Origin of the sequence: Microcoleus sp. PH2017_08_TRC_O_A (assembly GCF_020738665.1) — a bacterium.
GTDB lineage: Bacteria > Cyanobacteriota > Cyanobacteriia > Cyanobacteriales > Microcoleaceae > Microcoleus.
The window spans coordinates 24,608-38,855 of the sequence record NZ_JAEQCE010000003.1 but is presented as its reverse complement, the minus strand read 5'-3'; the positions used below and the strand labels follow the sequence as shown (position 1 = coordinate 38,855).

The window sequence follows — 14,248 nt, the reverse complement described above, 5'->3', positions numbered from 1 at the left end:
CGCGATCGACCTCTTTTTTTGTTTGTTATGATTTTAGCTAGGCTGTTCCACATTAAAATTGGATATTTGAGGCGGGCTAGAAGCCCACCCCACAAGAGGTTGATTATTTCTTGACGTGCAATTTAAATGCTAATTAGCTGATAAGACTTATGCACTCGCCCACAAATAAACCGGGTTTTTAAATCGACATTGAGGGTTTTAAGCAAATATTTGGCTAAAAAACCCGGTTTTTGACCACCGCGAATTAAGCTGGCGTGCATCTGATGTTTACAATCTTGTTTCTTGAAATTCTTGTGGGGTGGGCTTCTAGCCCGCCCCCAAATTAAATTCAAATGCACAACAGCTTAACTAATGATAAAGTTCGCGAGCTCTTAAGCTCGCACTCATAACTCATAACTCATAACTAATGACTAATGATATTCGACGCTTCATTCCATTTTTTGACCCCAGCGCGTCGCAATGGGCTGCGGAGGCCCGATGGCTGCGGTGGCTGACTTTTTTGTGGCTGTTTGTAGGGCTGACAGCATTGTTTTCAGCTTCCTATCCCATTGCCAATTCCGAATTGGGAGACGGCCTTTACTATTTTAAGCGGCAACTAATCGCAGTGGCGATCGGGCTGGCGGGCTTTAACTTAATGGTTTACTCCCCCCTGCGTTACCTGATGAAAACAGCTCAGTTGGGAATTCTGGTGCTGCTGGGAGTGCTGTGGTTGACCTTAATTCCGGGAGTGGGAACCACAGTCAACGGCGCAACTCGCTGGATATCTTTGGGCCCGGTGCCGATTATTCAACCTTCTGAGTTAATTAAACCGTTTTTCGTTCTCCAAAGCGCCCGCATTTTCGGCAACTGGCCTCGATTAACAAACAAAGTTCGGTTTACTTGGCTGTTAATTTTCGGTGCGATGCTGTTGGGCATTTTGTTGCAGCCGAATTTAAGCACCACGGCTTTGTGCGGGATGACTTTGTGGTTGGTGGCTTTGGCGGCGGGCTTACCTTACTTGCAGTTGGGTGCAACGGCTATAGGGGGAATGCTGTTGGCGGTTTTAAGTATTAGTTTTAAGGAATATCAGCGCCGCCGGATTATGTCTTTTCTCAATCCTTGGGCTGATGCGATGCAGGATGGTTATCAGTTGGTTCAAAGTCTGCTGGCTGTGGGTTCTGGCGGGATTTGGGGCGTTGGTTTGGGGATGTCTCAGCAAAAGTTATTTTATTTGCCGATTCAGTACAGCGATTTTATTTTTGCTGTGTTTGCTGAGGAGTTTGGTTTGGTGGGAGGTTTCTCGCTGTTACTGATGTTGGCGGCTTACGCTACTGTGGCTTTGAGGGTGGCGATGCGGGCGCGGAATGCTGAGTCTCAGTTGGTGGCGATTGGGGTGATGGTGGTGATGGTGGGACAGTCGCTGCTGAATATTGGGGTGGCGACGGGGGTTTTGCCGACTACGGGTTTGCCGCTGCCGTTTTTTAGTTATGGCGGTTCTTCGATGGTGGCGAGTTTGTTGTTGTCGGGGTTGCTGATTCGGGTGGCTAGGGAGAGTTCTGAGGCTGAGGTGGTTTCTCTGGATGGACGGCGGGGACAGCCGTCCAAGCCGAAGTTGCGATCGACCAACGGCAATACACAAGCTGAGTAATTTGTCAAGTTATTTCCGCTAAAACAAGCCCATGAATAAGACGGTATAGACGCGGTTTCAACCGCCGTTTTATCTATTGCCGCCCGTCACCCTTATTTGGCGGTTCTTCTTGTTTTTCTTGAGGTTTAGCTGTGATATCAGTTAATTCTTTTTTGTCTGGTTTTGGTGTTTCTGGAGTTGAGTTAGCCATTGGTTTATTGTTTAAGTAGATGCACCGTTTAATTATATCTTTTTTGACTGCAAAGGTATTGCTGTAGATAGCGGGAGCAATATCGAGACCAACAATTCTCATGCAGTGGGGTTTGATAGCCAATACTCGAAGACTTTATGTAGAGTGTAGATGCGAATAGATAGATGTCGGTTCTAGACTGCTTGAGGGTTGCAGCCAAACAAATCGGAGGTGGACGCAAAAACACCTTTATTAAGTATTAAATGCCGATCGCCATCTCGACTGATTAACCCTTGCTGCTGCAATTTTCCCAACATTCGCGTTACCGTTACGCGAGTCGTGCAAATAGTATTAGCAATATCTTGATGTGTCAAGCGGATGCTCAAACGAGTTCCCTCAACCACAGGCTGACCGAAGTCCTGTTGCAATAATAGCAGAAGTTGATACAAACGGTCTTCTACTCGGCGCTGTCCGGCGATCGCCAAAATTGATTCCATTTGTCGCAGCCGCCGCACCATTTGAGGCAACAACTCGTGAGCCAATTGAGGAGAAGCTTCAATTTCCACCATAGAATACCACATCAAATAAACGTCTGATGTTGCCGTAGCTCGGTAAGTCTGCAAGGAAGTCAACCACAAACCGAAACACATCGAAGGCCCCACCCAACCCAAAAGTCCTTCTTCTCCGGTGGGATAAAGGGTACTCAGTTGTGCTAAACCTTGACAGACGCGCCAAAGGCCTTGGGACATTAAAGGAATGGTTTCGCCCTTTGCATAAAAATGCAAGTTTCGAGTTGCTCCTGTGTTATGCTGGACTTCCGCTAAAAGTGCTTTCGATGTTGGTGGCATATCCGTTATTTCCAGCTAAAAAACATTAGTGTGAGACCTAGCGATCTCACTCTAACCGACCCAGGTAAAGGTTAGGTGATCGTTAGGTTAGCGGGAGTATAAGCTTTATCTACATTCAAATTCTGTATCAACAATTACTCAAGCTATGAGTGTGACATTGCTCAGAGTATCGTCGGAATATGTAATTTAAATGCTCAATAGCTTAAATTTTAAACATTATTTGAATCCCAATACGGTTCAGTTAAGACTTTCAATATAGATAAAATAACGATCTATAAAATAGACTTTGCGATTGCTTTCCTACGGCTCAAGTTCATAAGATTGTTCCTTGCAACGACCAAAAAATACTAACCAAGCGTATTGAGTTAAATGCAAATTTGATATCACATACTCTTAAACTTTCAAGGTGATTAATTGAGCAATTTATTCAGTCTAAAAATCTAAAGCCATCTGCTTTCGACTTCGGGAATTACTTGCACATCATCAAGTTCGGTGACTGCTTCTTCAAATCTGAGCCAGCGAACAACAGCGGTAAATGCGTGACAGCGTGCAGGAATGTCCCGCGCGATCGAATATTCGCCAAAAACCAGGCGTTGCTGATTTACGGTATGAAAGGCTAAATATGCCAGTCATAGAAACCAGTATCGACAAAGCTTGGGGATTTTCAACTTATTTTTTTTCATACCCTGATTAAGCAACGCAATTTTTATATGATGAGAATAAAACGGCATTGCGTCGCAGCCCCCGCACCCTGAGGAGTCGTGAAGCTCGATCGCCCATACCCACCAACTCAACTGCTGCTATCTCTCGCGACAACCTTCTAAAATAGTTCCAGCAGTATCAAAAGACAAAAGTAAGGTTTTTCATGGCCGATCAATTAATTCGCGCTACAGCCGCAGATGGTGGAATTCGCGCTGTAGCCGTCATTACCACCCGCCTCACCGAAGAAGCAAGAGGGCGGCACAAGCTCTCCTACGTCGCTACAGCAGCCCTCGGACGCACAATGTCAGCAGGGCTGTTACTCGCTTCCAGCATGAAGCGGCCCGAATCGAGAGTCAACATTCGCATCAAAGGAGATGGGCCCCTAGGCGGACTTCTGGTTGATGCGGGACTTGATGGCACGGTTCGAGGTTATGTCAGCAATCCCTCAGTGGAATTGCCGCCCAATGCTAAAGGCAAACTTGATGTCGGCGGCGCCATCGGTGACGGCTATTTGTATGTGGTGCGCGACGCTGGATACGGCTTCCCTTACTCAAGTACGGTAGAATTGGTTTCCGGCGAAATTGGGGACGATCTGACTCACTATTTGGCAACCTCGGAACAGACTCCTTCGGCTCTGGTTTTGGGGGTGTTTGTGGGGGCGGCGGGGGTGCAAGCTTCTGGGGGCGTGCTGTTGCAGGTTATGCCGAAGGCGGCGACGGATGAAGAACTTGTGCAAACTCTAGAATCTAGGGTGACTGCACTGTCGGGCTTTACGCCGTTGCTACAATCGGGCAAAACGCTGCACCAGATTCTGGAAGAGTTGCTGGGTGATATGGGCCTGGAAATTTTCCCGGAAACTCAGATGGTTCGCTTTCACTGTGGCTGTTCGTTCGATCGAGTTTTGGGAGCTCTGAAAATGTTGGGTGAAGCCGAACTTCAAGACATGATCGAAAAAGATGGCGGGGCTGAGGCTACTTGCCATTTCTGCAATGAGGTTTACAAAGCTAACAGCGACGAACTTGCCGAACTGATCGGGGATTTGCGATCGAATTCCGGTTCTTGAGACGATAATGTGTAATTGGCTCTATTGAGTGCGAGTTGGGGATGACGGCCTTGACCAATTGTCAATTACGCATTATCAATTACCTAGATCGCGAAATTTTGATTTTGGCGGCTCCGGCGATGGCGTCCCGCCCCGCAAACTACGGCTCTTGCAGTGTTCCGCCTGCGGGAGATATGTCAAAGTGATGGATACATTCTATAGAGCAGTGGATATCAGCGATCGCAGTTTTAAAATAACTAAGACCGGCTGGTTGCTGTTTGTGGTGAGCGGAGATTTATGAGTCAAGATCGCAAAACACCAGGCCGTTGGTCTGCATCAGAATCCTTGGAGTCAAAAAAGGATACTTCCTCGCTAGTGCCAATTCCAGCCAGGAAAAATCGCGCTGAGCGACTTAAAGAAATCCGAGATTTGGTTACTTCAGGAAAACTGCCGGGAGGGCATCTGGAACAGCAGCCGAAAGAGTCTGGAGAAAACTCGCAACCGCCACGTGACCCCTATCGGCTGTGGCGCTTCTGGTCGAAGAAATGGCAGTTTTGGCTGGCGGTGAGTTTGCTGATGTCGGTGGGTATGGGGTTTGTGGCAATTTCGTCTTTGCTAAACCTAACCTCGCAGTCGAATTGCTCGAAGATTTTTTGGCCGACGGCTTCTGCTAACGATCGCTTTTTTTGCGCTCAAGAAGCAGCCAGCAAGCGGACGGCGGATGATTTGCTGCGCGCGATCGAATTAGTGAATGCTTTGCCCCAAGATCACCCGCTACGATCGAGAATTAACGGTCAGATCGATCGCTGGTCGCAGGATATTCTCAGGTTGGGAAATTCTAGTTTCCAAGAAGGAAAGCTGGATGAGGCGATCGCGATCGCCCGCAAGGTTCCTCAAGACGTTCCCGCTTACGCGACGGTGCGACAGCAGATTGAAAAGTGGCAGTCAACATGGAGCGATGCAGAGAAACTTTACCGCACGGCAGAAGACCACTTGCGTCAGGAAGAGTGGGGGCTGGCTTTCCGCCAAGCTACTCTGCTGTTGGATACGGGAAATACTTTCTGGGAATCGACGAAGTATGAGGAACTCACTAAGGTAATTCAGACGACAAAGGCTGAGGGTAATAAGTTGGTAAAAGCCAGGAATACAGCCTCGGAGGGAGGGCTGGACAATCTGGTGACAGGGATTAAGCTGGCTCAGGGCATCGATCAAAAGAGTTATTTGTATCAAGCTGCCAATAAGCTGATCGCGGAATTTAGCAAGAAAGTGATGGCGATCGCCCAAAAACGCTTGCAAGCAGGCGATTGGCAGCAGGCGATCTCGATCGCTAACAAGATTCCAGAGGCTGCAAATTTAAAGGAACAAGTACAGGATTTTAACGAGTTGGCTCAGGCTACGGCTCAGGCTTTGACCGGCTCTGTTGATGGTTTGTCTAAGGCGATCGATCTGGCTCAAAAGTTGAAAGACGGCCGCCCTTTGTACAAACAAGCTCAAGATTTAGTCGGCCGCTGGCAGCAAGAAATGGCTGATGTGAAAATTTTGGATTTGGCAAGTAGGCTGGCAGCGCCGGGAGGGGTCAAGGACTTGAGGGCTGCGATCGGCCAATTGCAAACAGTCCCGGAATCAAATCCCCGCTCTAAGGAAGCTCGGACTCAAATTGGTCGCTTGAGCCGTCAAATCGAACTGCTAGAAGACAGTCCCTACCTGCAAAGAGCTAACGATTTAGCGACTACGGGCGATCCAAATTCTCTGGAAGCAGCCGTAGCTCAAGCTTCTCGGATCGGCCAAGGAAGAGCGCTTTACGGGGAAGCTCAAACCAAAATTCAAGCTTGGATCGAGAGAAGACAGCGCCTTCAAGACCAGCCGTTTTTGGAGAGAGCTCAGCAACTAGCGGCTAGGGGGAATTTGACCGAGGCCATTGATATAGCCCGCCGGATTCGATCGGGACGGGTGCTATATGAGGAAGCTCGATCGAACATTCGGACTTGGGAAGCTCAATTGCAGGGCGAGCAAGGCTTGCAGAGCGCCCGTCAGGCCGCCCAAGCGGGAACTGCTGACTCCTTGCAAGCAGCAATTACGCTAGCCCTTCAGGTACCCGATACGAGTTCGCTCCGCTGGCAGGCTAGTGAGGCGATCGAGGAGTGGAGCCAGCGAATTTTGGCGATGGGTGTGGAACAATCGTCGTCGGATCTGGCTGGGGCGATCGCGACTTTAAAGAAAATTCCCTCCGGTTCTCGGGCTTTTGAGCAAGCGCGATCGCAAATCAAAATTTGGGAGGAATCGCTGAATCCTCCGGCTGCTGAGTCACCGACTGTGGCTCCCGAACCCCCGGAAACCGAGCCACCAAGCCGGTCTCCGAGCCGTTAGGCTATAGCTGGTAAAAGTATAGTCATCTATTACATGACATGGGAGGCATTGAGTCCCTCCCCTTTCGCTTTCACTTTGAGCGGATTAACCCGCCTCGGCTGAGCTACACAGCTCCCTATCAAGAGTGCTAAAAGCATTTGGGATTGCTTTTCTTAAGATATTATAAGACCCATTAACATCGGCATTAATCAATCGACCCAACGACGTTTTGTACAATCCTCTCTTAATTCGCGAACCGCTAAATGTGACATCCTGAGATCCAATATTTCCGTAGACAGGAATTGGATCTAAATTCAGAAAATTCGATTTGGAAGTATAGGATTCCTCTTGCTCTATTACCTTTATTCCAACCAATTCAGCTTTGTATTTCAACATTTCAATTAGCCGAGCATGAGGAATATTGACAAAGTTTTGATTGGTTCTCTTGCCTAAATTAATCTCATTTTTCCATTGTAAGTTTTTGCCAATTACTAGCATCCCTATCTTTTGTGATGCGAGCAGATTGATTATCTGGCGACTGGTATGATGCAAGTAATTATCAACTTTTTGATGGCGGCAACGAGTTAGGCGCCCAAGACGTGATGACGAGCAGCGGTTTCCTTTTAATTGAGATTGCAGTTGTGCTTTACGTTTGTTGTAGAATTGATTAATTGATTTGAGTGGTCGCCCGTTTATCAGTAAAGGGACAAACCCCGGCTGATTTGAAGTTAGCGCTACTAAATTATTCAATCCTAAATCGATACTACCTACTAATTCTTTTTTGTTTTCGATGGTGGGCTCCGGCTGAGTACAGGCATTGTAAATTACCTCAATTACATAGGAATCACATTTTGGCACTAATCTAATTTGACAAATTTTCTCTGGTTTGACCTGGGTTTTAATTAAAATATTAGTACCGGAAAGCTTGATAATTCCTTTCTTGAGTTCCTTGCTACTAATGGCTTGAATCGTATAGACTAGAATATTCCGACCCTTGACTTTATCTTTGTACTTCGGTAATTTCGGGCGACCGCTAAATTTTGTGGGGTTATTTTTGTAAGCTTTGACTGCTTCAAAAAAAGACTTCCAATTTTTGTCTAATATCATTAATATTTGTTGACTTACCTTGGCTGGCAATTCTTTGTATGCTTGATGAGATTTCATCAAACGATTCATTTCGTTGTAATTGATATAACCCCATCCGTAAACAAAACTTTGACGGATAATGTAGTTAGCGGCGTTATACAAATTTTTGGATTTAAAGGCTAGTACATCAATTTCAATAAAACGGTGTTCGGTGGATTTAATGATGTGTCTCTCTGCTAGTTGCATTTAGACTCTCCATTTTTTAACGATCGCTATAATTCTCGCTTGTTGACCTTCTGACTATATGATACTACCATTGCTTACTATTGCTTGCAAACTTAATGAAGTTTTATAATACCATTTTGGATTTGGGATTTTTAAGTTTTCCGTAAGGTGTGTCGCCATAGCCAATCTTCAAAAAAGACCGACAATCTAATAGCGACGCACCAGGGAGCTTCAACAGTTATAAGACAACCCTCAGTGTGAGATTGTCGATTGAATATAAAAATTGTTGATGGCGACACACCCTAAAAATCTTTCCCTTTTCCCTTTTCCCTTTTCCTTCTTCCGACTTCCCTCGGACTTCTATCAATTAAACATCCGCCGGATTGAGGTGCATCATCGCCCAAGTCGTGTAAGTGCCGATCGGACTCCAGAGTATGTAAGGCAGCAATAACAAGGTCGCTGATTCAGAAGCAGCCAACACGCTCAAAGCTAGCAGCACGCTTAAAATTGCGCCAGTTCCGCCGATTATCGTACCGACTTTGAGGCTCCTAACTTTGCACATAACCGACGTATAAGACATAGTTACTATTTCTAAAAGCAGGTACAAACCCATTCTCAACCAAGTCTCCTGAGTTCCCGGTGCTTGCTCCCAAACAATCACTGCTGACCAAGCTCCACAAATAAAAATTACTGTCCAAATTATAGGAATTGCTGCTTCAATTTTTAGCCATCTCGGACGCACTAATCGGTTGAACCATTGGATGTCACTGGTCGAAATTCTGTTAATCGCCAAAGCTACTATCAAGACGACTGCTCCAATTACCATCCATGATTTAATCATTTCTCTACCTTTAGCTAGATTAACTGTTTCAATTAAACCTATATTTTAGGTAATTCCGAGGCAAAGCACATCTCTCTCCAGTCTTAAATTGATAATTGCAAGGTAAATTAGGCTGTTCAACAGTTGACAGTTGACAGTTGACAGTTGACAGTTGGAGAGCGACCTCTACCTATAAGTCCTAGGAATGAAACAGTGAATAATTTTGTTTTATTTCTCCCTCGAAGGAGGAGGCTCTAAACCCATTCTTCTTGGTTAAAAACAGCAAGTTTATTGCCTTCACAATCCCGGAAACATAACCTAATTATGTAGGGTGCGCGACGCGCACCTTACCGCGACAAGTAGCGCTTAGCCTTGCAAATCAATCCGCTAGCCGAGCCGGTGATGGTGTTCTAATTCTAAACTAGAGTCATCATCTTTTCTGGGAACCAGAAGCGTATTTTCACTGCTCGGTTGCAACACAGCTTTAATTACTTGGAGAAAACGGTTGGGTTTTTTAGTTTGGCCGTTGAGTGTGCGACGATCTTTAACTTTTTGAGAAAGGTGTCGCATCACAGATAAATCGAGTTCATCGATGAAATGATCTGCTATACGTTCTCCCATTAAATCAATAGCTTCTGAATACTGATCTGTCAGCATTTCTATGGCATCGTATGCTTCATCAGCAACTTGACTTGCTACTGTTTTATTTTGATCCCCTGATGTCTGAGAATGGCTGCGGCGCCGGTCTAAAAGACTTTGATACTCAGCAACACTCATTCCCAAATTGTAGAGGTGATGGTGAGCGTGATCCATCAAATCTACTTCACTAGGATAGAAGAAACCGCGAGTGCTGTTGATGCCGTGCAGTTTTGCCCAACGCCGCAGAATAGTCTCATCTTGTAGTTGGTATCGCTCCAACATTTGAGCTGTATTCAGCTCCACTTCTGGCGTAACTTTGAAATCGCTCATCGGTAAATCCTCACTGGTGAATAGATGAATACACTTGAAACTTAAAATCAGTAGTTTGGGCGCAGTCTGAAATGACGATAAATCCTTTGACGGCATTCAGAGAAGTCTTGGGGGCATTTGCTAGCCGTCGATCGAGTCAGAGGATTTCAGGGTAGCGTAGTATTGGGCTTGGTCTCGATCGCATTCGGGAGCAACTGCACAGGGTTAATAATATAGCTGATTTGCTGTTTCAACAACCATTAAAAATAGTAAACTTTGCTTTTTTGGCTTGAATTGTTAGTAATTTTGAGTTATAATACTCACTGTTACCGTGCAATTAGTAATTTTAGTAGTTGCAAGCGAGATTCTTAGTATGCCTGTATACGATTATTTTTGTCCCACAAACAACCAGCAGTTAGAAGTTTCGCACAGCATGAACCTGGAAGTTTCGACTTGGGCCCAACTATGCGAGTTGGCTAAGTGCGAACTTGGGGATACTCCTGGAGATACTCCGGTACGCCGAATGCTGAGCGCTCCGAGGTTGATGAAGCCGACATCCGACACTGATTACAAAAATCAGGGCTTCAGCAAGTATGTGAAGCGAGATGAAGGGGTTTATGAAAATGTCACGGCTAAAGATGGTGAAAGCCGTATTATCAATCGAGAAGGTAAGCCGCTGAAAGACTGAGAATCCACAATCACTAAGTTCGTAGTGAGGACTTCAGTCCTTCTTAAAAGTTCGTAGTCAGGACTTCAGTCCTTCTTAAAAGTTCGTAGTGAGGACTTCAGTCCTTCTTAAAAGTTCGTAGTGAGGACTTCAGTCCTTCTTAATTTTTAAGTTTAGCAGGACTAAAGTCCTTACTACAAACCTGATAAGATTATTTACCAAACCAATCACTCATTTTCTGCTGTGCTTGTGCTTTAGTTTCAGCATTAATGTATACTGAAACAGTCGCTATCGCCGCCAGCAACACCCCCAAATCATCTGTAAATCCGACACCGACTAATATATCTGGAATCGCATCAACCGGAGATATAAAATAGGTCAAAGCTCCCACAACAACGGTTTTAGCCCAAGCCGGTACGTTGGGATTTTGAGCAGTGTAATAAAGCGTCAAAGCTTTTTCAACTACTTCTCGGCCAGCGCTTAAAGCAAATTTTTTAAGTTTTGCCCAAAAACTTTCATCGGAATAATCTGGTTGCGGATTGCTGAGGTTTATGGTGGTTCTTTTGGGGTCGATTAAATCGAGAGGAATGCCCTTATTTTTGAGCTGGGAAACGGCAGTATTAAATGATGCTGATGCTTGATTTTTTTTGGGCGCAGCCTCCTGTATTTGTTTCATGTCTGCGATGAATTCTTGCATGGCTTGAATTTGCAAATCGGAAACTGCGAGCATTTTTTTCGCGGATTGAATCGCCTCGCTTTCTGTGGGATGCAGGGTATTATTTGCCAAAGCAATGCCGATCAAAAAATACATGACTCCCAAGCGCAGCGGTTCTTTTGACTGACTGAGAGTTTGCAAACAGTCGCCCAGAGATGGTGGAGTCGCTGTGTAGGATTGGATTTGAGCCTTGGCTGAATCCGAAAACTTGTCTAAATTTATGGTTTTAAACAACAAATTTAGTTCGTCAATATCAACAGAACCGTCGGCGGCTGCGATCGCAAATAAAGAACCGTAAAAAGCTAAAAGTTCGGTTTCTGAAGATGTAGCAAAAATATCTTGTTCGGACATGATGCAACTGGGATCGCTCGCGACGATCTCGATCGTACCACAAACCTGACCTCGAATCTTCGCAAAAACCGGCAATAATCTTAGAGGCTAGGACAAAATGGAGAATTTTTGATGAAAGTTGCGATCGTCGGCTGCGGTTATGTGGGTACTGCGACAGCCCGACATTTACAAGGTAAGTCTGATTGTACCGTGACGGCGACAACTACGACGGCGAGCCGAGTTAGTGAATTGGAGGGTGTCGCCCAGCGGGTAGTTGTGCTTAAGGGAAATGATGCAGGTGCGATCGCGAGTTTACTGCAAGACCAAGATGCTGTTATGCTGTGCGTCGGTGCTCCAAATGCTGATGCTTATCGGGAAAGTTACTTAGAGACTGCGACAACTTTGGTATCAGTTTTACAGCAGATACCGACAGTCAAGCAGGTGATTTATACGGGTACTTATTCTGTGTACGGCGACTGTCAAGGTAAACTGGTAAACGAAGAATCACCCGTCGCGCCCGCCAATCCCAACGGTGAAATTCTCGCCGAAACCGAACGAGTTTTATTAGCAGCATCGAATCCAAACCTGCAAGTTTGCATTCTCCGTTTGGGTGGCATTTACGGGCCCGGGCGAGAATTAGTTAAAATCTTTGGACGTTGGGCTGGGACAACTCGTCCGGGCGCCGGGGAAGATGCGACAAATTGGGTGCATCGAGATGATATTGTTGGGGGATTGACCTTTGCATTGGACAATCGATTGCAGGGGATTTACAATTTAGTCGGGGATGTGTCGCTATCCAGTCGCGAATTAGTCGATCGCATTTTTGAAACTCACAATCTACCGAAAGCTACTTGGGATACATCTGTGAGCAGCGTGCGGCCTTATAATGCGAGGGTATCGAATCAAAAAATTAAGGCGGCTGGCTATCAGTTTATCCATCCTGAAATTAGTGAGTTTTAATTATCTAAATTTAGATCGTGTCCGCCGTTATAAAGTTCGTAGTGAGGACTTTAGTCCTCATAGTTTAAAGAGGACTAAAGTCCTTACTACAAACCTATTTTATCGTGCTACTGACTGCGGACACGATCTTGCCAACTCGCCACAATAAAAGCCAGTTTGTCCGTAATTCCTGATGCTATATTTTCCCTTTAACCCAAGTCCTAAAAGATTTCAGCAAAGCAATTTCCCCCATCGTTTGAGTGCGAGTGAAAAAAATAGCCATTTCCGCTGCTGATACAAAGGGAAAAGCAATACTAAAGTCGCGCTCAATATATTCTGTTTCTACCAACTGATAAAATTTCAAAACTCGCCCGTTATATAGCCAGAGTTCCGGGACTCCAAGTGCTGAGTAAATGGCAAACTTATTAATTGAACTGCTGGTAATATCTATTTCAATGGCTAAATCTGGCGGTGGGGCAGTTTCTAAGTCTAGTTCTTGCCTACCTCTAACTGCTGGTTCATTTGGGATATAATAACAGTTATCTGGTTCTATGCCTTTTTTAGCATTTTTGAGTTTGAGAGTAGTTGAGCCAGCACTTTTAATTTCAATGTCGAGTTCTTCTGCTAAAGCAATGATGAAATTACCGAAATTGCTCTTGTAGTTCTCATGTTCAAATAATGGCGCCATAATTTCCAGTCTCCCTTCATCGTAAGCTATGCGATAACCTCGCTTATCGCCTATTTCTTTGAGCAAGGTTTCAAAGGTTGACCAGCTAATATTTTCTAGCAGGGTTCTCTGTTCGGCTAAACTTGAAGTGGTAGCAATCATCTCAAAATCTCCTTGAGCTGAGAAAACTCTGGTTTTATTGTAGCACGGGCAAAGTTAGTTCCCAAAAAGCGTTCTTTTTTGAGCCGCGGATGCACGCGAATGAACGCGGGTTGTATTAAATCTTATTTGATGACACCGCTAATTCTTTCTCTTCTTCCCAAGACAGCGATTTTTGAAGTTCTCCTGATGCTGTAAATGTTTGGGCTGCCAACAGTGCAGTCTCTAAATTCACACACATTTTGGCGGAATAATTGCCTTCTTGTCCGCCGACAACTAGCTTTTCTATTGCATCTGGTTTTGATGGCTCTACTAAATTATAGAAGCTAACGTTATCAAAAGTTATGTTAACAATATATTTGCCGAATTCACCACCACCAATGCTCATATAAGACTCGTCATCTGCACCCAAGGTAACTAAAGTTTTAGTTTTCCCATTCAACTCGCGAATGGCTTGTTCTATTTGATTCCAAGTAGGACTTTTTATTAAATTACCTTCATCCTGGTTGCCAACCCAATTTTCTGCTGACAGGTTTAATACAAACATTATTGCCTCCTTGTATTTGGCGGTTTAATGGTTATTGTCTTACTTCCACTGGGAGTAATAATTTCTAATTCTTCTATATTTAACTGCCAAGCCATAGAGTTTACTCCACCTCTTAAGCCGCAGGCGGCACAAAGTTCACGATCGCAAATCAAACGTGCTTTACCTCCTCTAATTCCCGCATCGGCTGCTTGTTGAAAAGCATCGGCTTCAGCGTGGGTTTTGGTGATAGGATTGACATTAAAGGTTATTTGCCGACGATTGGGGTTGCTGCCAGAGTTGATGCCAAAAAAACTTTTACCCGCTATTTCTACTTTAGCTATGGTTGATTTATCGGTTTCGCTGCCAGCCGGTGGTAAACCTAGGCTTTGTCTATATGCACCTAGTTCATCTAACACACTTTATATTTTTGCC

General features: G+C 45.1%; 14 protein-coding genes and 1 pseudogene. 6 read left to right on the top strand and 9 right to left on the bottom strand.

The window, feature by feature from the left end; translation table 11 throughout:
* The first annotated feature begins 406 nt into the window (after nt 1–406).
* The gene (locus JGK22_RS01440) at nt 407–1,627 is read left to right on the top strand and encodes an FtsW/RodA/SpoVE family cell cycle protein (protein ID WP_293211158.1); all 1,221 of its coding nucleotides are present in this window, start codon (nt 407–409) and stop codon (nt 1,625–1,627) included.
* A gap of 73 nt (nt 1,628–1,700) precedes the next feature.
* Here the strand turns inward: JGK22_RS01440 and JGK22_RS01435 are convergent, their stop codons facing one another.
* Entirely contained in the window at nt 1,701–1,919 is a 219-nt protein-coding gene (locus JGK22_RS01435) for a hypothetical protein (RefSeq protein WP_293175705.1), read from the bottom strand.
* 71 nt (nt 1,920–1,990) lie between these two features.
* Nucleotides 1,991–2,644 carry a Crp/Fnr family transcriptional regulator gene (locus JGK22_RS01430; RefSeq protein WP_293175703.1) on the bottom strand — a complete coding sequence of 218 codons (654 nt, stop codon included), beginning with the start codon at nt 2,642–2,644 and terminating at the stop codon, nt 1,991–1,993.
* A gap of 535 nt (nt 2,645–3,179) precedes the next feature.
* Here JGK22_RS01430 and JGK22_RS01425 point away from each other — a divergent pair.
* From JGK22_RS01425 to JGK22_RS01415, 3 genes are all read left to right on the top strand, one after another.
* Complete coding sequence (locus tag JGK22_RS01425) at nt 3,180–3,338, top strand: hypothetical protein (RefSeq protein WP_293175701.1); 159 nt, start codon at nt 3,180–3,182, stop codon at nt 3,336–3,338.
* Between the two features lie 171 nt (nt 3,339–3,509).
* Nucleotides 3,510–4,409: an Hsp33 family molecular chaperone HslO gene (hslO, locus tag JGK22_RS01420; RefSeq protein WP_293175699.1), complete on the top strand. Its 900-nt coding sequence runs from the start codon at nt 3,510–3,512 to the stop codon at nt 4,407–4,409.
* Between the two features lie 276 nt (nt 4,410–4,685).
* Nucleotides 4,686–6,755 carry a hypothetical protein gene (locus JGK22_RS01415; protein WP_293312193.1) on the top strand — a complete coding sequence of 690 codons (2,070 nt, stop codon included), beginning with the start codon at nt 4,686–4,688 and terminating at the stop codon, nt 6,753–6,755.
* Between the two features lie 29 nt (nt 6,756–6,784).
* Here the strand turns inward: JGK22_RS01415 and JGK22_RS01410 are convergent.
* From JGK22_RS01410 to JGK22_RS01400, 3 genes and pseudogenes are all read right to left on the bottom strand, one after another.
* Nucleotides 6,785–8,066: pseudogene (locus JGK22_RS01410) on the bottom strand (transposase).
* 346 nt (nt 8,067–8,412) lie between these two features.
* Nucleotides 8,413–8,886: a TspO/MBR family protein gene (locus JGK22_RS01405; protein WP_293175689.1), complete on the bottom strand. Its 474-nt coding sequence runs from the start codon at nt 8,884–8,886 to the stop codon at nt 8,413–8,415.
* 366 nt (nt 8,887–9,252) lie between these two features.
* Nucleotides 9,253–9,834, bottom strand: a complete 582-nt coding sequence (locus tag JGK22_RS01400) for a hypothetical protein (RefSeq protein WP_293175687.1) — start codon at nt 9,832–9,834, stop codon at nt 9,253–9,255.
* A 352-nt stretch (nt 9,835–10,186) separates the two neighbouring features.
* On the opposite strand from JGK22_RS01400, the gene JGK22_RS01395 reads away from it, so the two are divergent.
* The gene (locus JGK22_RS01395) at nt 10,187–10,501 is read left to right on the top strand and encodes a zinc ribbon domain-containing protein (protein ID WP_293175685.1); all 315 of its coding nucleotides are present in this window, start codon (nt 10,187–10,189) and stop codon (nt 10,499–10,501) included.
* A gap of 190 nt (nt 10,502–10,691) precedes the next feature.
* Here the strand turns inward: JGK22_RS01395 and JGK22_RS01390 are convergent, their stop codons facing one another.
* On the bottom strand, nt 10,692–11,546 hold the full coding sequence (locus JGK22_RS01390) for a DUF1232 domain-containing protein (RefSeq protein WP_293175683.1): 855 nt from the start codon (nt 11,544–11,546) through the stop codon (nt 10,692–10,694).
* Between the two features lie 111 nt (nt 11,547–11,657).
* On the opposite strand from JGK22_RS01390, the gene JGK22_RS01385 reads away from it, so the two are divergent.
* Entirely contained in the window at nt 11,658–12,485 is an 828-nt protein-coding gene (locus JGK22_RS01385) for an SDR family oxidoreductase (RefSeq protein WP_293204519.1), read from the top strand.
* 175 nt (nt 12,486–12,660) lie between these two features.
* Here the strand turns inward: JGK22_RS01385 and JGK22_RS01380 are convergent, their stop codons facing one another.
* The 3 genes from JGK22_RS01380 to JGK22_RS01370 all read right to left on the bottom strand — a co-directional run bounded on the left by JGK22_RS01380 (nt 12,661) and on the right by JGK22_RS01370 (nt 14,232).
* Nucleotides 12,661–13,293, bottom strand: a complete 633-nt coding sequence (locus tag JGK22_RS01380) for a Uma2 family endonuclease (RefSeq protein WP_293204516.1) — start codon at nt 13,291–13,293, stop codon at nt 12,661–12,663.
* 115 nt (nt 13,294–13,408) lie between these two features.
* Complete coding sequence (locus JGK22_RS01375; protein WP_293204513.1) at nt 13,409–13,837, bottom strand: Imm1 family immunity protein; 429 nt, start codon at nt 13,835–13,837, stop codon at nt 13,409–13,411.
* Entirely contained in the window at nt 13,837–14,232 is a 396-nt protein-coding gene (locus JGK22_RS01370) for a deaminase (RefSeq protein ID WP_293204510.1), read from the bottom strand. Before JGK22_RS01370 ends, JGK22_RS01375 begins: the two co-directional genes overlap by 1 nt.
* Nucleotides 14,233–14,248 lie beyond the last annotated feature (16 nt).